Here is a 19,207-nt window from a genome sequence, read left to right as displayed (position 1 = left end):
TATGGAATACGCCAAGGTTGCCATCAACCTGCCGGTGAAGAACCTGTTCCGGCAGTTCACCTACCATGTGCCCGAGAGCCTGGATTTCCTGGCTCAGGGCTGGCGGGTGGTGGTGCCTTTCGGAACGCAGCTGGTGGAAGGGTTCATCGTCGAGGAGGACAAGGCACCGGATCTTTCCCGGGAGCTGAAGGACATTGCGGACGTGGTGGGTACGGAGCCCTGGTTCGACAGCGAAATGCTGGCCACGGCCTATTGGCTGAGCCAGTATTATCTCTGCAGCCTGGCCGAGGCCCTGCGGCTGTTCATCCCCGGCAAGAAAAGCCTGGCCGCTACCGGGAATTATGTACCGGTGCCGGACTGGACGAAACCGCTTCCGCCCCGGGAACAGGAACTGTATGACTTCCTGTGCCGGAAAGGGCCGCTGCCCCGGAAGGCCATCCGGAAACTGCCTGGAGGAGAAACTGCCCTGAAGGGCCTCATCACCCGGCAGGCGGTGGTACTTTCTTACGATGTGAAATACAAGCTGCGGCAGAAGTCGGAACGGACGTTCCAGGCCACACCGGAAGGATTGGCGGCATATCAGGATGGAAAGGTCCGGGGCAAAAGCCAGCAGGCTGCCCTGGACCTTTTGTCGTCCGGGAATGTGGTCAGCGGACCGGAAATGACCCGGCATGGTATCTCTACAGAGGTGCTGCGGACCATGGTGCTGCGGGGCTGGCTGCTGGAAGGCCGGCACCGGGTACTGCGGGACAGCTACGAAAAACTGGAGGCCCGGAAGGAGACCCTGGAGCTGACGGAGGAACAGAAGGCAGCTATTCAGGCAGTGGATGGGGCCCGGAAGGAACATGAACCTCGTACTTTCCTGCTCCAGGGCATCACCGGCAGCGGCAAGACGGAAGTCTATCTGCGGCTGACGGAACGGGCTCTGGCGGACGGAGGCCAGGTGCTGGTCCTGGTGCCGGAAATCGCCCTGACCGGACAAACCGTGAAACGGTTCAAGGCCTGGTTCGGGGGCGCTGTGGCTGTGGCCCACAGCCGGTTGTCCGCCAGCGAGCGGGCGGATGTGTGGCAGAAAATGCGTTCCGGCCAGGCACGGGTACTGATTGGGGTCCGTTCGGCCGTGTTCTGTCCCTTTTCCAATCTCTCTCTGATCATCCTGGACGAAGAACATGAGGGAAGCTACAAACAGGAGGAACGCCCCAGCTATCACGCCCGGCTGGTGGCCCAGTACCGGGCCCACTACCGGAAACTGCCGGTGGTGCTGGGTTCGGCCACCCCGGACCTGGAATCCTACTATCTGGCAGAAACAGGGGTTTATACCCACCTGTACCTGAAGCATCGGGCCCGGGAAGGGGCCCATCTGCCCCAGGTGTCCATCGTGGACATGCGGGAGGAGCTGCAGAAGGGCAACCGAACCGTACTGTCGGAAGCTCTGCGCAGCCGGCTGGAGGAAACGGTGCAGCACGGGGAGCAGGCCATCATCCTGCTGAACCGGCGGGGCTATTCCACCTTTGTCATGTGCCGGGACTGCGGAGAATCCATCAGCTGCCCCAACTGTGCCGTGTCCCTGGTGTACCATGCCCGGGAACAGCTGCTGGAATGTCACTATTGCGGCCATACGGAACCGGTGCCCACGATCTGCCCTCATTGCGGCAGCAAGCGGATCAAGTTCTTCGGAACGGGTACGGAAAAGGCGGAAATGGAGATCCAGAGCCTGTGCCCCGGCGTGAAGCCTCTGCGCATGGACCAGGACTCCACCAGCCGGAAGTTCGCCCACGAGCGGATCCTGTCGGAATTTCGCAGCGGGGCCTACAATGTGCTCCTGGGCACCCAGATGGTGGCCAAAGGGCACGATATCCCCAATGTGACATTGGTGGGGATCTTGAGCGCTGATTCCCAGCTGAACCTGCCGGACTTCCGCAGCGGCGAGCGGTGCTTTGCCCTGCTGACCCAGGCCGCAGGCCGGGCCGGACGGGGGGATAAGCCGGGCCATGTGATCTTCCAGGCCTACGATGCGGAAAATCCCATCCTGCAGCTGGCAGCCAGACAGGATTACGAAGGCTTCGCCAAACTGGAGCTGGCCCAGCGGAAGGAGCTGGGGTATCCGCCCTTTACCCGGATGCTGAAGGTCACCGTGTTGCACAAGAATCAGGAGGAAGCCCTGGCTACAGCCCAGAAGCTGGTGAATGCCCTGGAGGCCTGGCAGCTGGAAACGAAGCAGCCTCTGGAGATCCTGGGCCCTTTCCCGGCCATCGTGGCAAGGGTGAACCAGATCTACCGGATCAACGTGCTCTTAAAGAGCCCTCAGCTGAAGCCGGTGAAGGACTGGCTGCGCCAGTCCGACTTCCGGGCGCTGCCCAACGTACTGTTCGATGTGGACCCTATGAGTGTGGTATAAAAAGAGAGCCGTGGAAAAATTCCACGACTCTCTTTTTCTGTCGGTCACCCGCTACCCACCAACGCAGTCTTCCACTTTTTCAATGGCACCTGCCGGGCAGCCGTCCATGGCTTCTTCACCTGTTGCCTTTCGTATAGGATGGAGCAGGAAATGATTTCGTTTGTATGACAACAAAAAAGAAAAAGGAGAAAAGGGGCAACAGTGGACAACAGACGGCCATTGGCCTTATAATAAAGGGTAAAATTGCGATAGGAGTCGATGTATCATGGCAATCTATGACATTGTGAAAGTGGGAGCCCCCATCCTGCGGGAAAAGGCTGCTCCGGTCAAACGTTTCGATAAAAAATTAGGTAAATTATTGAAAGACATGGCGGAAACCATGTATGCCGCCAACGGCTGCGGCCTGGCGGCACCCCAGATCGGGCTGAGCCAGCGGCTGGTGGTCATCGATGCCGGCGATGGTGCCGGGATCCGGGAATTCGTGAACCCGGTGCTCACGGACCCGGTGGGCGAAGCCGTGGATTCCGAGGGTTGCCTCAGTGTCCCTGATTACGAAGGGGAAGTGAAGCGGGCCGCCCAGATCACCGTCCATTTCCAGGACAAAAAAGGCGACCACTACAAGCTGACCGCCGATGGTCTGCTGGCCCGGGCCCTGCAGCATGAATGTGATCACCTGGAGGGGATCCTGTTCATCGACAAGGCCATCAGCCTCACTGCCAAACCAAAGGAAGAAGAAAGATGAGAATCGTATTCATGGGAACGCCGGAATTCGCTGCGGCCAGCCTGAAAGCGCTGGTGGAATCCGGACAATATGAAATCGCTGCGGTGGTGACCCAGCCCGATCGTCCCAAAGGCCGGGGCCACAAGGTACAGATGAGTGCGGTAAAGGAATACGCCCTCAGCCGGGATCTGCCCGTGCTGCAGCCCCAGCGGGTGAAGACCCCGGAATTCCAGGCGGAGATGGAGAAAATCCAACCCGAGCTGATTGTAGTGGCAGCTTTCGGGCAGTTCCTTCCCAAGAGCCTGCTGGACCTGCCCAAATATGGCTGCATCAACGTCCATGCTTCTCTGCTGCCCCGGTATCGGGGAGCGGCCCCCATCCACTATGCCATCCTGAAAGGCGAAAAGGAAGCGGGTGTCACCATCATGCAGATGGATGTGGGCATGGACACCGGCGCCATGCTCAGCAAAGTGGCAGTCCCCATCGGGCCGGAAATGTGCCAGGGAGAACTCCACGATATCCTGAAGGAAAAGGGCGCACACCTGCTGCTGGAAACCATTCCCAAAATCGTGGACGGGACCATCGAACCGGTTCCCCAGCCGGAAGCAGAGGCTACCTATGCCTCTCTGATCACCCGGGACATGGAGAAACTGGACTGGACGAAGCCGGCAACGGAGCTTCACAACCAGATCCGGGCCTTCGATCCCTGGCCGGGTTCCTTCACCCTGCTGCCTGATGGTAAACGGCTGAAGCTGTGGAAGAGCCGGGTGGCGAAGGCGAACGCTACCCAGGGAACACCGGGAGAAGTGCTCCGGGCTGATGCCCACGGGCTTATCATCGCCTGTGGCAGCGGCAGCCTGGAAGTGGTGGAATGTCAGCCTGAGGGCAAGAAACGGATGCCGGCCGCTTCTTTTGTAAACGGCAAGCATGTAAAAGTAGGGGACAGACTGGAGTAAACCATGAACAGGGGATTTCAGCCGAAAAAACGGCTTTTCATCGCCCTGGTTTCCCTGGCGGCCCTGGTGGCTGCCGGAGCGGCCTACGGGCTGTGGGAAATCATGGTGCCGGGCCTCAGCCAGATCCATCCCTGGCTGCCCCATGTGGTGGGATGGGCTGCCTTCCTGCTGAGCCTGGCCCTGGTGACCGGGGTGGTGGGCATTGTCCTGGCCATCCTGGGATTTCCCACCATGCGTTTCTTCTATTTCTGGGCCTGGCATGTGATCAATCTGCTGTATCCCATCGCCGTTTCTCTGGGCAAGCTCATGGGTGTGTCCAAACGACGGGTGGAGCAGTCCTTCATCGAAGTGAGCAACCATCTGGTGCGTCGTCAGCACATCAGGGTACCGGCGGATCGGCTGCTGATCCTGACGCCCCATTGCATCCAGCTGGACACCTGTCCTTTCAAGGTGACCCGGGATATCCACAACTGCCGCCAGTGCGGCCGGTGCGGGGTGGGACAGCTGCTGGCCATTTCACAAAAATACAACGTCCATGTGGCCATTGTCACCGGTGGTACCCTGGCCCGGCAGGCTGTGAAGAAGGCCCGGCCCAAAGCCATCCTGGCAGTGGCCTGTGAGCGGGACCTGACCAGCGGCATCCAGGACGTGTTCCCGCTGCCGGTGATCGGGGTGCTGAACGAACGGCCCAACGGACCCTGTTTCAACACCTGTGCCGATATGGGTAAAATCGAGGCGGCGGTACGGTCGCTGATTCTGGAATGAGGAAAGCCAATGAACGTTACTACCAAAAATCCGCGGGAAGCGGCACTTTTGATCTTACAACAAATCTTTCTCAAGGGAGCTTACGCAAACCTGGCACTGGCCCAGGGGCTGCGTGGGGCTCCTTTGTCTGCACTGGACCGAAAACTGGCCACGGAGCTGGTTTACGGGACCGTGAAGACCATGGGCACCTTGGACTGGTATTTGGGCAAGGTGGTGAATCGGGCTCTGCGGAAACTGGATCCTCTGGTACTGGTGATCCTGCGTCTGGGGGCCTACCAGATCCTGTATCTGGACCGGATCCCGGATTCAGCGGCCTGCAATGAAAGTGTCAAACTGACCAAGAAATATGTCCACGAAGGTGCGGGAAAACTGGTGAACGGGGCCCTGCGGCAGCTGGCCCGGACCCGGGACCAGTGGAAATTTCCGGAGGGCCCGGACCACGAACTGGAACGGATTGCCCTGGAATACTACCATCCGGAATGGCTGGTACGCCGCTGGAAATATCGGTACGGCCTGGAAGAGGCTGTGAAACTGTGTGAATTCGACAACGCCCGGCCGGTGTTTTCCCTGCGGGTGAACACCCTGGCCATCAGCCGGGAGGCACTCCGGAAACAGCTGGCAGAAAAGGGCATCGAGACCCATGTGTCCCGGTGGTCCCCGGACGGTCTCTTGTGCGATACCCTTCCTTCCCTGGAAGCCCTGGTACAGGATTTCGGCCGGGACATCTACATCCAGGACGAAAGTTCCATGCTGGATGGGGCAGTCCTGGATCCGGCGCCGGGAGACCGGGTCATCGATCTGTGCAGTGCACCGGGAGGCAAGACCACCCATCTGGCCCAGAAAATGCAGGACAGGGGAGAAATCCTGGCCCTGGATCTGTATGAACACAAACTGGCTCTGGTGCGGCAGAATGCGGAGCGGATGGGCATCCACTGTATCAGGACCCAAAAGCAGGATGGCACCGTATTGGTGCCCGAATGGGAGAATACGGCGGACAAAGTGCTGGTAGATGCTCCCTGCAGCGGCCTGGGTGTACTAAACCGCCGGGCCGAGGCCCGCTGGACCAAGGAAGAACGGGGACTGAGCCAGTTCCCGCCCCTCCAGAAAAAGATCCTGGCCAACGGGGCCCGGTATGTGAAACCGGGAGGCCGGCTGTTGTACAGCACCTGTACCCTGGAACAGGATGAAAACACCCGGGTACGGAAATGGTTCCTGGAGCAGCATCCGGAATTCCGCACTGTTCCTTTTCCCCATCCCCTGACAGGAGAAAGTGTGGAGGAACTTCAGCTGTTGCCCCAACGGGATGGCATCAACGGCTTTTATCTGTGTCTGTTTGAAAAGACGAAAGAGAGTAAGGAATGACGAAAAAAGAGATCATGGGCCTGACCCTGGAAGAACTCCAGACGGAACTCATGGGTCTGGGCCTGAAGAAATTCCGGGCGGAGCAGGTATTCCGCTGGCTGTATGAGAAAGCTGCCGTGGATTTCGGTCAGATGAGCAACCTGGGCAAGGAGACCCGGCAGATTTTGGCAGAGCAGTATACCATTGCCACCAGCCAGGTGAAGGTGCTGAAGGAATACCGGTCCCAGGACGGCCTGACCCATAAGGTCCTGCTGGAACTGACGGACGGCGCCACCGTGGAGACGGTGCTCATGCACCACGACTACGGCTACAGCGTGTGCCTGTCTTCCCAGGTGGGCTGCGCCATGAACTGCGCTTTCTGTGCCAGCGGGCTCCACGGGTTCGTGCGGAACCTGACTCCGGCGGAAATCCTGGCCCAGCTGTATTTCTTCCAGAGCCAGCTGGGGCCCCAGGGGGAGCGGGTAAGCCGGATTGTAGTCATGGGCAGTGGCGAACCTATGCTGAACCTGGATAACGTGCTGAAGGCCCTGGATATCCTCCACAGCGACAGGGGCCAGTGTATCGGCTATCGGAACATGACGGTGTCCACCTGCGGGGTGGTGCCGGGGATCGAAAAGCTGACAGCCCTGGGCCGGAACATCAACCTGGCCATTTCTCTCCATGCGGCTTCCATGACCCTGCGGGACAGGCTGATGCCCATCAACCACAGATATCCCTTTGCGGATGTGATCCGGGCGGCGGATGCCTACGAAAAGAGCAACGGACGCCAGGTCATGTACGAATACATCCTGCTGGCCGGGATCAACGACCGGCCGGAGGATGCCAGGAACCTGGCCGACGCCTTGGAACATAAAGAATGTGTGATCAATCTGATCCCGGCCAACCCGGTGCCGGAAAAGGGGTTTGCCCGCCCCAGTGACCAGGCGGTGGACCGGTTTTTTCAGATGCTGAAAAAACGCCATCTGAATGTGACCGTCCGGAAAGAGATGGGCAGGGACATTAATGCGGCCTGCGGACAATTGCGGGCCAGCGCATTAAAGGAGGCGCAGAGATGATCGCAGTGAGTCGGACCAATCGCGGGATGGTGCGTCCCAACAATGAGGACAGCATCCTGGTGCGGGAACCGGATCTGTATGCCATCGCAGACGGGATGGGGGGTGCCGATGCCGGTGAAGTGGCCAGCTATGAGGCAGTACAGCAGCTGAGCCGACTGGATATGAGCGGACTCCCTCGAAAAGAGGTATTGCCGTTTCTTGAACGGAGTATTAAGAATATCAATAAAAAAATCTGGGAGCTTTCTCGGGAAAAGAAAAATTTTACAGGGATGGGCACCACCCTTACGGCGGTTTATCTGCCCAATCCCCACAGTGCTTTCGTCGCCCATGTGGGCGACAGCCGGATCTATGTCTGGCAGGATGGAGTGCTGCGGCAGGTGACCAGTGACCACAGCTATGTGGCCGAACTGGTACGGCAGAAGCAGATGACCCAGGAGGAGGCGGAGACCTCGGACCAGAAGCATATGATCACCCGGGCCATCGGGGTGGATTCCCAGGTCCAGGTGGATACCTTCGAGGTGCTGCTGGATGGAGCCCAGAAACTGCTGGTATGCTCGGACGGGCTCACCAATATGATCAAAGAGGCAGAAATCGAACGCATCATGGGAGACAGGAACCTGGAAAGGCTGGCCGATGGTCTGATGAACGGGGCCATGACCGCCGGGGGAGACGACAACATCTCTTTCATCGTCATTGATCTGGAGGCTAAAGAATGGAAGGAAGAATAACGCTCAATGACCGCTATGAGATCATTGACAAGATCGGTGGCGGCGGAATGGCCGAGGTATTCCACGGTTATGATACGGTTCTGCACCGGGACGTGGGCATTAAGATCCTGCGTGACCAGTTTATCCAGGACAAGCAGTTCGTAGCCCGGTTCCGTCAGGAAGCCTGCAATGCGGCCTGTCTGAGCCACCCCAACATCGTCAACATCTACGACAGCGGCAACGAACATGATATCTATTACATCGTCATGGAATATGTGGTGGGCCGTTCCCTAAAGGAAGTCATCGAGGAGAACGGGGCCCTGGATTACAAGACGGCGGTGCGGTATGCCATCGGCATTGCTTCCGCACTGAAGCAGGCCCATGACCACTCCATCGTTCACTGTGATGTGAAGAGCCAGAACATCCTGATCGACACCAAAGGGGTGCCCAAGATCACGGATTTCGGCATTGCCCGGGCCTTTGGCCAGCCCAGCAATGGGTCGGATAAGAATGTCATCGGCTCGGTGTACTACTTGTCTCCGGAACAGGCGGCGGGCCAGCCGGTCACCCCCCAGTCGGACCTGTATTCCCTGGGCGTGGTGCTGTTCGAGATGCTCACCGGCAAGCTGCCCTACGATGGGGATACTCCTCTGGAAGTGGCCCGGATGCATCTGGAATCGTCCACGCCTTCGGCCCGGCGGTACGATCCGGACATTCCCTATTACCTGGACAACATCATCACAAAGGCCCTGGCCAAGAACCCCCGGCTGCGCTATGCCACCGCCGATGATTTCCTGTCCGACCTGAAGCATGCCCAGACCCATCTCCTGGGAGATGCGGGACTGACGGACGATCCCTGGGACAAACCCCGGAAGAGTCCGGTCAGTGATGAGACCATGGTGATCAGCAAAAGCGATATGCTGGACGGTCTTCTGAAGCCCCAGCAGGCGGAAGCGGCCCGGCAGAAGCCCCAGCAACCGAAACCGGTACCCAAGGCTCCGGACAACAAGGACGGGGATAAAGGCAACAGCCTGGTGGAAAAATACGGCAAGAAGAAACTGCTGGCCTTCTTCCTGGCGGCTCTGGTGGTGCTCAGCGGCGTTATCTATGCCATTTTGAGCTATACCAGCGGCGATGTGACCGTCCCTGATGTGAAGGGCAAGACCATTGTGGAGGCTGAAGCCATCCTGACTAAGGAGAAATTGGGGTATACTCTGACGGAAGCCTATGATGCCAAAGTGACCCCCGGTGTGGTCATCAAACAGACGCCCGGTGCCCATACCCGGGTGAAGGCCGGACGGAAGATCACCCTGGTGGTCAGCAAGGGGCCGGAACCGGGGGTGGTACCGGATCTGAAGAAGAAGAAACTCAATGATGCCACCATGATGCTGGAGAAGGCCAAATTGAAAGTAGGCACAGTCACCGTGAAGTATGAGGCAGGGGCGCCCAAGGGCACGGTGATTTCACAGAGCATCGCCCCCAACAGCAAGGTCAGCGAAGGGACCAGTGTGGACCTGGTGGTGAACATCAGCGACAACCAGACAGTGGTACCCAGCCTGGCGGGCATGAGCCTGTCAGAAGCCCAGTCCGCCCTGCAGAGTGCCGGACTGTCCGTGGGCAGCGTCTCGTCCACCAGCAGTGACAGTGCCAAGAATACGGTGCTGTCCAGCGATCCGGGGGCCGGATCCGTGCTGGACAAGGGTTCTGCGGTGACCCTGGTGGTCTCTGCCGGCAAGAAAGAGGAAAAGAAGAGCAGCAGCTCTTCCGGCGGCAGCTCCCGGACCATCAGCTATACGGTACCGGGCAGCGGCAGTGCCAAGGATGTACGGATCATCGTGACGGATGACAGCGGCAGCCGGACCGTGTTCTCCGATTCGGTGGCCCCCGGCACCCGGATCAGCCGGTCGGTGAGTGCCGGTTCCGGCGCCCGGATCCAGATCTATCTGAACGGGGAACTGGCGGAGGATAAGACACTGTGAGTACTGTAACGGGCCGCATCCTGAAGACTTACAACGGCTATTATTATGTGGCGGCGGCAGACGGACAGGTGTATACCTGCAAGGTAAAGGGCTGGATGAAACAGCGCCGGTTCCTGATGGCCGCCGGTGACCGGGTGGAAGTGGAAGCCCAGGGCACGGAAGGCATGATCCGCCAGGTGCTGCCCCGCCAGAATCTGCTCCAGCGTCCTCTGGTGGCCAACTTGGACTGCCTGATGGCGGTATTCGCCTGTGCCGATCCGGACCCCAGTTTCCTTCTGGTGGACAAATTGCTGGCTCTGGCCGAGGCCGGGGGGATTCCGGCGGTGCTGGTGCTGAACAAGCGGGATCTGGTCCCGGAGGAGTTTGTTGATCGGTTCCGCCGGATCTACGAGCCCCTGGGCTACCCGGTAGTGCCTATCGAAGCCCGGGAGGGGCTGGGACTGGAACCCATCCTGGAACGGGTACAGGGCCATACGGTGGCTTTCGGGGGTCCCTCGGGAGCGGGAAAATCCACTCTGCTGAATCATATCGATCCCTCCCTGTCCCTGAAGACGGGGAACGTAAGCGATAAAATCGGCCGGGGACGGCACACCACCCGGTTCGCTGAGCTGCTGCCCTTTCAGGGCGGCTACATTGTGGATACGCCCGGGTTCGGAAACATCGACCTGGCCGAGCTGGCTATGGACGATGCGTCGGACGGCTTCCGGGAAATCAGGGAGCGGATGGGCCAGTGCCGGTTCACCGGCTGCACCCATACCCACGAACCGGACTGCGTGGTGAAGCAGGCGGTGGAGGAGGGCATCATTGCCCGGAGCCGCTATGAATCGTATTGCATCATCCGTCAGGAACTGGCGGAACAAAAGAAAAGAGGAAAAAAATCATGACCATCATTGCACCTTCCATTTTGTCGTCCGATTTCTCCTGCCTGGCGGAAGAAGTGGCCCGCATCCAGGATGCAGGGGCTGACTGGTGCCATATCGATGTGATGGACGGACAGTTCGTTCCCAACCTGACCTTCGGAGCGCCGGTGGTGAAATGCCTGCGGAAGCGGACGGATATGTTCTTTGATTGTCACCTGATGGTGAACCAGCCGGAAAACTATGTGGACAGCTTTGCTGCGGCCGGCGCAGATCTGATCTGTGTCCATGCAGAAGCCACCAACCACCTGCACCGGCTGCTCCAGAGCATCCACAGCAGGAACATCCAGACCGGGGTGGCCCTGAATCCGGCCACGCCCCTGTGTATGGTGGAAGAAATCCTGCCCGATGCGGACATGATCCTGGTCATGAGCGTGAACCCGGGTTTCGGTGGCCAGAAATTCATCCCCACCAGCGTGGATAAGATTGCCCGGCTGAAGACCATGATCCGGCAGCGGAACCTGAAGACCCTGATCGAAGTGGATGGCGGGGTCAACGGGGAAACTGCCAGGGCCTGCAGGGAAGCCGGGGCCGATGTGCTGGTGGCCGGGTCCTATGTATTCGGGGCTCCGGATATGCAGGAAGCCATCCAGACGCTGAGGAAATAACATGAAAGCCTTCCTGCTGCGCCACCGCCGTAAAATCAAATATGGATTGCTGGCGCTGCTGGCAGGCTTTCTGGTATTGTTCTGGCTGGCCTACATTGCCAGCATCCATGCTGCTCAGATTTTCAACCGGGAAATCGCCAAACAGGATTTCCTGGACGGGACCATTACCGTGGAACGGCTGACCGCCACCCCCCTGGGCCATGTGCGGTTCTACAACCTGGAATGGAAGGATGACCGCAGCGGCAACCGAGTCACGGTGCCCAGCGGGTCGTTCCATGTGAAACCCATGGATGTGGTGCTCCGCCGGATCGATACCCGGACCATCCAGCGGATCGAGCTGGACAATGCGGATATCGATCTGACGTTCGACAAGAATATGCATGTGAAGGGGATCAAAGCGGCGGAACTGCCCAGGCCTTCTCAGCCCAAAGGGAAGAAAAAGTTCGACATCAAGCTGAAAAACGTGAATGTGGCTGTGAAATTGAACCACTGCAAGATGACGGCCCGGTTCAAGGAACGGGTGCATACTTTCGAGGATGTGAATGCCGATCTGGCCTATAACAGTGCAGACAAGCTGACCATCGACTTTTCCACCGGGGAACTGGGCGGCACGCTGGAAGGGCAGGGCGTGGACATCCAGGGGGATGTGGATTTGAAACCGGCTGTTTCCACCTACGACCTGAAACTGGGCATCAAGAACCTGAATCCTTCCTCTCTGGGCACCGGGCTGGACATCCACGAACGGGTGACGGCCAGCGCCAATGTAACCGGGCAGCTGCCGGAACCGGTGATCGTGGGCGAACTGTATATGCCCGATTTGAACCTTCCGGGGTTGAAATTTACCCACGTGAAAGGAAACTTCAAGTATGAAGACGGATATATCGATGCCCAGAATGTGACCGCTGATATCTTTGAAGGGTCCTGTGATGCAGAGGGCGGTTTCAACATTGATACCAAGGCCTACCATGTGAACGTGATGGGGCACGACCTGCACAGTGAAGATGCCACCAACATCCCCTATTTCCGGACACTGGTCCAGCTGGACCTGAAGATGGTCTGCGACGGCAATAACCGATCCACCTTGACCTATGGTTCTTTTATCTCAGGCAAGGGAATCTATGCCATCATCAAGTTCAATTCCATCAGGGGGACTTTTTCCAACCAGTACAAGCAGCTGAAATTCAATGATGTGGAAATCAAGAGCGACGGCGGTGACCTTGTGGCACCCCAGTTCGAACTGGTCAATGGAAAGCTCCGGCTTGGGAATCTGTACTATGTGGCACCTGACGGCGGACGGGTCCGGATCCGGTTCTTCAGTTAGGGCTGGCATGACTTCCGATTGCCGGGAACCCATCACCCGTGGAGAGAAGCCGGCTTTGCCGGCATAAAGTACAGGCGCTGTGAAAAAATCATCCACAGCGCCTTTATTTCGCTAGCGTCAGCTGGCTTCCATCGACTAGTGACTAGAGACTAGTGACTAGTGACGGGGTCTGAAAAAGCATTTTTTCACAGCGCCTTTTATACTTGTTGATGCAATGTGCCAAAGGAGAAAACCCATGAAACTGTTGCAAATGTTCCTGCTGCTGTGCCTGCTTCTGGTTTCCGGCTGCGGCAGTCAACCGGCTGCTCATCAGGATGCTGCCATCACGCTGCAGGATGTGCGGGGAAAGACCGTGACTCTGCCCCGGAATCCCCAACGGATCCTGACGGATTCTCTGCATCTGGATGAGACCCTGCTGACCCTGGTGCCGGCGGACCATCTGGCCGGGGCGTATTACCTGGACGGTGAACCGGGCATTTCCTATATTGCAAAGGAAACAGCGGCAGTGGAGCCGAAGCTGCGGGATTATACACCGGAGACCGTAGCAGCTGTCAAACCGGATCTGTTCCTGGCTTCCACCTGGTCTGATCCGGGGCTGCTCCAGAAGCTGGAAGCGCTGGGCATTCCGGTGGTGGTCTGCCATGGGCCCACGGACCTGGAACAGATCCGGGACAATGTGGAACTGATGGCCAAAGCGGTAGGGAAGCCGGCCACCGGGAAAAAGGTGCTGGCCCGTTTCGACCGGCAGCTGGAGGATATCCGGAAAACGATGCAGCAGCAGTCAGGGCCACAGCCTACGGGAATGCTGGTCTCTCTCATGAGCCGGTACGGAGGCAGCGGTTCTCTGTATGACGTGGTGTGCCGGGAAGCGGGCATCCGCAACGGGCTTACGGTGGCCGGGCTGAAGAACGGTCAGGCGCTGACCCGGGAAGCCGTACTCCAGACGGATCCGGATTTCTTTCTGGTGTCCCTGCCCTACGGAGAGGAAAAGGAAGCCTATGACAAGTTTTCGAGCCAGTTCTTTTCCGATCCCTCCTTCCAGGGGCTGAAGGGACTGGAGCATCGGGTGACACTGCCTGACCGGTATGTGTACGATGCGTCACCCATGGTGGTTTATGGCATCAAGGCTCTGGCCAATGGAGCTTATGGCAAAAAACTGTTTGATCTGTCGGATGAATCCCTGTTGAAAGGATATTGAACCCATGGAACTGGAAATCAGAAATGGTGCGGTGGGATATGTGGACCGCTGGGTACTGGAGCCCATGAACCTGAGGCTGGGACCGGGGGAATGTGTGGGGCTCATTGGTCCCAACGGCGCCGGCAAAAGTACCCTGCTCCGGACTCTGGCGGGGATCCAGCCCCTTCGGAAGGGAACGGTGCTGCTGGGAGGAAAACCGTTGAAAACGTATACCCGGCAGGAATTGACCCGACAGGTGGCGTATCTGCCACAGGACCGTCCCATCCCCTTTGCCTATACAGCAGGAGACGTGGTACTCATGGGCCGCTATCCCCATCTTTCCTGGTATCAGCAGGAAGGGGAGAATGAGCGGAAACTGGCACGGGAATGTCTGGCGGCGGTGGGTGCCGAAAATCTGGCCCACCGAAAGATGGATACCCTGTCCGGCGGGCAGCAGCAGCGGGTGCTCTTTGCCCGTACCCTGATCCAGCAGGCAGCGTTCTATCTGCTGGACGAGCCGGTGGCAGCCCTGGACCTGGTGGTGGAGGAAACCGTGCTTTCTCTGTGCCGTGAGCTGGCGTGGGCTGGACGGACTGTGCTGTTTTCCGTCCATGACCTGAACCAGGCGGCCCGGTACTGTGACCGGCTGCTGCTGGTGGGGCGGAACCGGTTGCTGGCGGATGGAATCCCGGCAGAGGTACTCACGACAGACCATCTTCAGGAAGCCTATGGGGTACCCTGCCGGGTTATCGGCAGCGGAGAGGATTTCCGGCTGGAAGTGCTGGAATCCAAAGAAGAACAACAGAAACGGCGGCGTCTGCTGCAGGAAATCTTGGAAAACAGAGAGGAAATGTAACGATATGGAATGGATCAAACAGGTTTGGAGCTTCTTCATCCGGGGCGGGGTCGTCATGTGGCCGCTGCTCATGTGTTCGCTTGTCTCCCTGACCATCATCCTGGAACGGTGGTCCTACTTCCGGAAAGAGGACTCCGGCCGGGAGTATCCCCGTCAGTTCTGCCGTCTGCTGCGGCAGGGAAAATGGGCAGAGGTACTGGAACTGAGCCGGCAGACAAAGGGCGGCCTGGCAGCGCTGGGCCTCCGGCTGCTCACAGCACCGGCGGAAGCCAGGAGCAAGGAAAGTTATGTGGCCGGGGAAAGCCAGCAGGTGATCAACCGGTTTGAAAAGGGGCTGAATTACCTTTCTGTGATCGTGACCCTTTCGCCCATCCTGGGGCTGCTGGGGACCATCACCGGCATGATGTCCTCCTTCCAGGCGCTGGAGGGCCGGTGGGAAAATCCCATGGCTGTCACGGCCGGTGTGGCGGAAGCCATGATCACCACCGTGTTCGGCCTGGTGATCGCCATTGCCACCATCTGCTTCCATACGGTTTTTTCCCAGAAGGTGGATGTCCTTCTGGGTGAGGTGGAGCAGATGGACAACGCATTCCTGGAAAATGCCGGGGCCCTGCCCCAAAAGGGAGGGGATCCCCAATGATCCATCTGCATCGGGGCAGCGGACGCAAACCGCCCTCCATCCAGATTTCGCCTATGATCGATATGGTATTCCTGCTGCTGATCTTTTTCATTGTATGCACCATGTACATGAGCCAGCAGAAAGGGGTCCCGGTTGATCTGCCGGAAAGCACCGGTCAGCTGCAGCAGGATCTGCCCCTGGAGGTGACCTTGCCCAGGGACGGTACCATCTGGCTCCAGGATCAGCAGGTGACCCTGCCGGAACTGGTGCAGAAAGTGGGAGAGGCCGCCCGGAAAGACCCCAGGCAGGTGGTGAACCTGCGAGCAGATAGGGAGGTCAGCTACGGACGGGTCATGGGTATCCTGGGCGAAATGAAAAAGGCCGGACTTCAGGATTTTTCTCTGGCAGTGACTACGGGGGAAACCCATGGGAAACCATAACTGGACCTATTATTTCCGCTGGTCCCTGTGCCTCCATCTGGCAGTGCTCTCGGCCCTGGGGCTGGCGCTGCAGCAGGCTCCAGGGCCGGACCTGCAGAAAGGTCCCATCCGGGTGAAGGTGGAAGGCTTCGGTCCTGGAGCAAACACTGGGGCCGGAAAGGATGGGGATGGCAGTGGGGAAATGACCGGGACGGAAAGTACGGCGGCAGTAGGATCCCGGCTCTTCGGGCCTCCAGGAGCTGCATCCGCCACCGGAGAAGCTTCGTTATCCAGCGAAACGACCCTTCGGGAACTGCTCCAGACCCCGGTGGCGCCCTCTGCAGCGGACGGGAGCGGGGACAGTGCAGGGGGCGTTTCCGGGAACCGGGACCGTTCCGCAGAAGGCGGCATGGACGAAGCCGGTTCCTCCGGGGAGGGTTCCGGCTCGGGGACTGGACTGGGATCTGGTGCGGGTAACGGGACGGATCCTGTAAGTGCAGGTGGCGATGGCTCGCCGGGAGGGGGGGCCGGAGGCTCCGGTTCTGCCGGTGGAGCAGACGGAACCGACCTGAGCCAGGATGCAGCCCTCCAGGGGTACAGCAGGATCTATCCCCGGGCGGCCCGGGATGCCGGCGAAGAAGGGGTGGCCGTGGTAGGTGTCTCCGTCAGCGCCGGGGGCAGTGTGACCCGGGCCTGGCTGGAAGAGAGCACCGGCTACGACCGGCTGGATCGGGCTGCCCTGAAGGCCGCTTACCAGTGGAGCTTCACGCCGGCCCGAAATGCGGCAGGGGAGCCCATTGCCGGAGAATCCAGAGTGACGGTGCGTTACCAGCTGGAAGAGTGAAACCTTGCACAGGAACAGCACACTTTGTATAATACAGACGATGGAGAAACAGAAAGGAAGAGGAATCATGCAGCATATTGTGCAGAAAGCGCTGGCCGGTTTGTGCCTGATGGGGCTCTGCAGTCTGCCGGCTCTGGCCGGAGCACAGGAAGCGAAACCCACAGCCACCCATGCGGCCCATTATGCCCTGGAACAGGAATTGCAGGGCTATGTGCCCGGCCAGGTGATCTATGCCCAGAAGGGAATTGTGATCCGCAGCGGCCTGATCAAGGAAAGAGATTTGATCATCCATTATCCCCAGGTACGGGTGGTGGGCAATCCGGAAGTGTCCCGGAAGATTTCCAGGTACTTTGAGAAGGCGGCCAGGATTTCCCAGAAAGCCTATGAAAAGGCCGACACCATGGACGAACGCCTGACGTCCCGGGTGGATTACCAGGTGAGCCATCACGGGAACCGGTACTTGTCCTTCCAGCGCTACGGGTATGATTTCATCGAGCGGGCAGCCCATCCCACCAGCTGGGAGCTGGGGGTGACTTTTGACCTGACCACCGGCGAACCGGTGGAATGGCAGAAGCTGGTGGCCCCCCGGCATAAGGGAGCCTTTACCCTGGAAAAGATCAACGAAGCCCTCTGGTCCACGGACTATGGCAAGGGCCATTATTTCTACTCGGATTTCAGGGGACTGAAGAAACTGCCTCAGAACTACTATCTGGATGGATCGGGAAATATCCATTTCGTGTTCGGGCAGTATGAAATTGCTCCCTATGCAGTGGGCATCATCGATCTGAATATGGGCCTGGGGCTGTAGCCCGGAGTTTTATCCGATTGCAGCAGCGGACAGAGGGAAAAACGTTTTCCTTCTGTCCGCTTTTGTATTACAATAGTCGTAAAGAAATCATTGCAAAGAACCGTTCAGAAGGGCGATCCTTGTTATGGGGAAGTAGGCAAAGGAGTGGATTCAGATGGATATGAAGACGAAGATCGTCAGCAGTTGCATGGTGGGTCTGCTGGGTCTGGGAGTGGCCTTTGGAGCTGCACCGGCACCCCGGGCAGAAGCCGGTGGCGTGCTGGTGGATGTATTGGGTTCGGCCATCATGGGGACCATGTATCGGGATCAGGTCATGGGAGTCTATAAGACGTACAACAATACGGAGAAAGGACGCCAGGAATGGTTCCAGCAGATGAAGAAACAGGAAGGCGTGGATACGGACGAATACCTGAACGACCGGCTGGATACCATTATGACCAATGTGGAAGCAGGTATCCGGGCTGTGGACCCCACAGTGGACAAGAAACCCTATAACTATTTCATCAGCCCCAACGAAGACGCCAATGCCTATTGCACCATCGGGCATAATGTCAATGTGTATCGGGGCATTTTCAACCTGCTGCATACCGATGACGAAATCGCTGTGGTGCTGGGCCACGAACTGGGCCATGGCCAGAAAGATCATCCCATCCAGGGCGTGAAAAAATCCCTGAATGCGGCTGTGCTGGCGGAAATGGCCAATGCGGCTACCGGTGGGATGGCCAGCGGCGCCATCGATGCCATGTACACCTACACACGGAATGTGCATCTGAGCAAACCCATGGAATGGGAAGCCGACAATCTGGCCTTTGATTACATCACTCACACCAATTACAATCCCGGGGCCACAGCTGCGGTATGGCAGAAGTTCCTGGAAAAATATGGAGATATGAACGTACGGTGGAGCGACCATCCCACCTGCACCCAGCGCCGGGAAAACTATGTGAAGAAACTGTATGACTGGAGCAACAAGCACGTAACTGACAAGAATGGTGTTGTCTATGTCAACAACAAGGAATTTGTGACTCCCAGTGCCACCAGCTCCATGTCCAGCAAGGAACGGTCCTATTTCGTCCTGGGCAACCTGGCAGCGGTGTACCATAAAAATAAGACTGCACCGGAAGCCTATGCCAATGGGGATACCGTGATGATGGGGGAACAACCTATTATGACCAGTACCGGCAGCGATGCCAGTGCGGAAGAACTGGCACAGAAATTGAATAAAATCAAATAAGATATATAAAAGAACGTTGAATTGTCCGGACTAAAACGAACGATTCAACGTTCTTTTATTTTTATTCCGGTTTATAAAGAAAAATGGTAGAAAATAATGCTTAATGTAGATTTAGAGTAAAAATTACGTAAAATAAACGTAAATAACGGAAAATAACACGTAAATATCAAATTTGTCAAAAGGATGGTTCCATGGTATTATAATTAAGCATTCTCCCCCAGGGAGAAGCCTTCAAGAATCCAAGATTTGGCAACACAAGTGATTCAAAAAAGAATCAAAAAGTTGTTGACAAAACATGAGATCCTTGATAGAATATACAAGCTGTCAGTTGACAGCAAGACGAACTTTGAGAACTGAATATTGTTGACAGATGTGCGGGTCAAGTCACTTTTAGTGATGAGATCGAGTCACCTGGATGAAAACCAGGTTAAAAAATCAAAGCTAGTATTTGAGAGCCAAGC

The 19,207-nt window shown here is 57.7% G+C and carries 18 protein-coding genes; all 18 read left to right on the top strand.

The features are described from left to right. The first annotated feature begins 1 nt into the window (after position 1). Entirely contained in the window at positions 2 to 2,398 is a 2,397-nt protein-coding gene (gene priA / locus BQ5462_RS00420; RefSeq protein ID WP_071141492.1) for a primosomal protein N', read from the top strand. 265 nt (positions 2,399 to 2,663) lie between these two features. Then, positions 2,664 to 3,140, top strand: a complete 477-nt coding sequence (gene def / locus BQ5462_RS00415) for a peptide deformylase (protein ID WP_071141491.1) — start codon at positions 2,664 to 2,666, stop codon at positions 3,138 to 3,140. Beyond that, positions 3,137 to 4,075, top strand: a complete 939-nt coding sequence (gene fmt / locus BQ5462_RS00410) for a methionyl-tRNA formyltransferase (RefSeq protein ID WP_071141490.1) — start codon at positions 3,137 to 3,139, stop codon at positions 4,073 to 4,075. The genes def and fmt overlap by 4 nt, the downstream gene beginning before the upstream one ends. A 3-nt stretch (positions 4,076 to 4,078) precedes the next feature. Then, on the top strand, positions 4,079 to 4,840 hold the full coding sequence (locus BQ5462_RS00405; RefSeq protein WP_071141489.1) for a DUF116 domain-containing protein: 762 nt from the start codon (positions 4,079 to 4,081) through the stop codon (positions 4,838 to 4,840). Positions 4,841 to 4,849: 9 nt separating this feature from the next. Further along, positions 4,850 to 6,202, top strand: a complete 1,353-nt coding sequence (rsmB, locus tag BQ5462_RS00400; protein ID WP_071141488.1) for a 16S rRNA (cytosine(967)-C(5))-methyltransferase RsmB — start codon at positions 4,850 to 4,852, stop codon at positions 6,200 to 6,202. Beyond that, the gene (gene rlmN, locus BQ5462_RS00395) at positions 6,199 to 7,257 is read left to right on the top strand and encodes a dual-specificity RNA methyltransferase RlmN (protein ID WP_083378013.1); all 1,059 of its coding nucleotides are present in this window, start codon (positions 6,199 to 6,201) and stop codon (positions 7,255 to 7,257) included. Before rsmB ends, rlmN begins: the two co-directional genes overlap by 4 nt. Next, positions 7,254 to 7,985 (top strand): Stp1/IreP family PP2C-type Ser/Thr phosphatase, encoded by a 732-nt coding sequence (locus BQ5462_RS00390; protein ID WP_071141487.1) that lies wholly within the window; start codon positions 7,254 to 7,256, stop codon positions 7,983 to 7,985. The genes rlmN and BQ5462_RS00390 overlap by 4 nt, the downstream gene beginning before the upstream one ends. Further along, entirely contained in the window at positions 7,970 to 9,943 is a 1,974-nt protein-coding gene (gene pknB, locus BQ5462_RS00385; RefSeq protein WP_071141486.1) for a Stk1 family PASTA domain-containing Ser/Thr kinase, read from the top strand. The genes BQ5462_RS00390 and pknB overlap by 16 nt, the downstream gene beginning before the upstream one ends. Next, complete coding sequence (gene rsgA, locus BQ5462_RS00380; RefSeq protein ID WP_071141485.1) at positions 9,940 to 10,827, top strand: ribosome small subunit-dependent GTPase A; 888 nt, start codon at positions 9,940 to 9,942, stop codon at positions 10,825 to 10,827. Before pknB ends, rsgA begins: the two co-directional genes overlap by 4 nt. After that, positions 10,824 to 11,468, top strand: a complete 645-nt coding sequence (rpe, locus tag BQ5462_RS00375) for a ribulose-phosphate 3-epimerase (RefSeq protein WP_071141484.1) — start codon at positions 10,824 to 10,826, stop codon at positions 11,466 to 11,468. Before rsgA ends, rpe begins: the two co-directional genes overlap by 4 nt. Before the next feature lies 1 nt (position 11,469). Next, positions 11,470 to 12,789 (top strand): AsmA family protein, encoded by a 1,320-nt coding sequence (locus tag BQ5462_RS00370; protein ID WP_071141483.1) that lies wholly within the window; start codon positions 11,470 to 11,472, stop codon positions 12,787 to 12,789. A 235-nt stretch (positions 12,790 to 13,024) separates the two neighbouring features. Then, positions 13,025 to 13,987: an ABC transporter substrate-binding protein gene (locus BQ5462_RS00365; protein WP_083378012.1), complete on the top strand. Its 963-nt coding sequence runs from the start codon at positions 13,025 to 13,027 to the stop codon at positions 13,985 to 13,987. A 4-nt stretch (positions 13,988 to 13,991) separates the two neighbouring features. Next, complete coding sequence (locus BQ5462_RS00360) at positions 13,992 to 14,822, top strand: ABC transporter ATP-binding protein (protein WP_071141481.1); 831 nt, start codon at positions 13,992 to 13,994, stop codon at positions 14,820 to 14,822. A gap of 4 nt (positions 14,823 to 14,826) precedes the next feature. Further along, positions 14,827 to 15,462 (top strand): MotA/TolQ/ExbB proton channel family protein, encoded by a 636-nt coding sequence (locus tag BQ5462_RS00355; RefSeq protein ID WP_071141480.1) that lies wholly within the window; start codon positions 14,827 to 14,829, stop codon positions 15,460 to 15,462. Further along, on the top strand, positions 15,459 to 15,881 hold the full coding sequence (locus BQ5462_RS00350; protein WP_071141479.1) for an ExbD/TolR family protein: 423 nt from the start codon (positions 15,459 to 15,461) through the stop codon (positions 15,879 to 15,881). The genes BQ5462_RS00355 and BQ5462_RS00350 overlap by 4 nt, the downstream gene beginning before the upstream one ends. After that, complete coding sequence (locus BQ5462_RS00345) at positions 15,868 to 16,704, top strand: energy transducer TonB (protein WP_071141478.1); 837 nt, start codon at positions 15,868 to 15,870, stop codon at positions 16,702 to 16,704. The genes BQ5462_RS00350 and BQ5462_RS00345 overlap by 14 nt, the downstream gene beginning before the upstream one ends. A 67-nt stretch (positions 16,705 to 16,771) precedes the next feature. Further along, positions 16,772 to 17,512 (top strand): DUF3298 and DUF4163 domain-containing protein, encoded by a 741-nt coding sequence (locus BQ5462_RS00340; protein ID WP_143037989.1) that lies wholly within the window; start codon positions 16,772 to 16,774, stop codon positions 17,510 to 17,512. A gap of 154 nt (positions 17,513 to 17,666) precedes the next feature. Continuing rightward, a complete protein-coding gene (locus BQ5462_RS00335; RefSeq protein ID WP_083378011.1) occupies positions 17,667 to 18,746 on the top strand; it encodes a M48 family metallopeptidase in 1,080 nt (359 codons plus the stop codon). Positions 18,747 to 19,207: the final 461 nt, after the last annotated feature.

The sequence above is a fragment of the Acidaminococcus timonensis genome, from assembly GCF_900106585.1.
GTDB lineage: Bacteria > Bacillota > Negativicutes > Acidaminococcales > Acidaminococcaceae > Acidaminococcus > Acidaminococcus timonensis.
This window is presented reverse-complemented; position numbering and strand designations above follow the sequence as displayed.

Coding starts and splice junctions, on each gene's coding strand:
- BQ5462_RS00355 (WP_071141480.1), top strand. CDS start 14,827: ATGGAATGGATCAAACAGGTTTGGAGCTTCTTCATCCGGGGCGGGGTC.
- BQ5462_RS00405 (WP_071141489.1), top strand. CDS start 4,079: ATGAACAGGGGATTTCAGCCGAAAAAACGGCTTTTCATCGCCCTGGTT.
- BQ5462_RS00360 (WP_071141481.1), top strand. CDS start 13,992: ATGGAACTGGAAATCAGAAATGGTGCGGTGGGATATGTGGACCGCTGG.
- rlmN (WP_083378013.1), top strand. CDS start 6,199: ATGACGAAAAAAGAGATCATGGGCCTGACCCTGGAAGAACTCCAGACG.
- rsmB (WP_071141488.1), top strand. CDS start 4,850: ATGAACGTTACTACCAAAAATCCGCGGGAAGCGGCACTTTTGATCTTA.
- rpe (WP_071141484.1), top strand. CDS start 10,824: ATGACCATCATTGCACCTTCCATTTTGTCGTCCGATTTCTCCTGCCTG.
- BQ5462_RS00370 (WP_071141483.1), top strand. CDS start 11,470: ATGAAAGCCTTCCTGCTGCGCCACCGCCGTAAAATCAAATATGGATTG.
- BQ5462_RS00365 (WP_083378012.1), top strand. CDS start 13,025: ATGAAACTGTTGCAAATGTTCCTGCTGCTGTGCCTGCTTCTGGTTTCC.
- BQ5462_RS00345 (WP_071141478.1), top strand. CDS start 15,868: ATGGGAAACCATAACTGGACCTATTATTTCCGCTGGTCCCTGTGCCTC.
- fmt (WP_071141490.1), top strand. CDS start 3,137: ATGAGAATCGTATTCATGGGAACGCCGGAATTCGCTGCGGCCAGCCTG.
- BQ5462_RS00390 (WP_071141487.1), top strand. CDS start 7,254: ATGATCGCAGTGAGTCGGACCAATCGCGGGATGGTGCGTCCCAACAAT.
- priA (WP_071141492.1), top strand. CDS start 2: ATGGAATACGCCAAGGTTGCCATCAACCTGCCGGTGAAGAACCTGTTC.
- pknB (WP_071141486.1), top strand. CDS start 7,970: ATGGAAGGAAGAATAACGCTCAATGACCGCTATGAGATCATTGACAAG.
- BQ5462_RS00350 (WP_071141479.1), top strand. CDS start 15,459: ATGATCCATCTGCATCGGGGCAGCGGACGCAAACCGCCCTCCATCCAG.
- BQ5462_RS00340 (WP_143037989.1), top strand. CDS start 16,772: ATGCAGCATATTGTGCAGAAAGCGCTGGCCGGTTTGTGCCTGATGGGG.
- def (WP_071141491.1), top strand. CDS start 2,664: ATGGCAATCTATGACATTGTGAAAGTGGGAGCCCCCATCCTGCGGGAA.
- BQ5462_RS00335 (WP_083378011.1), top strand. CDS start 17,667: ATGGATATGAAGACGAAGATCGTCAGCAGTTGCATGGTGGGTCTGCTG.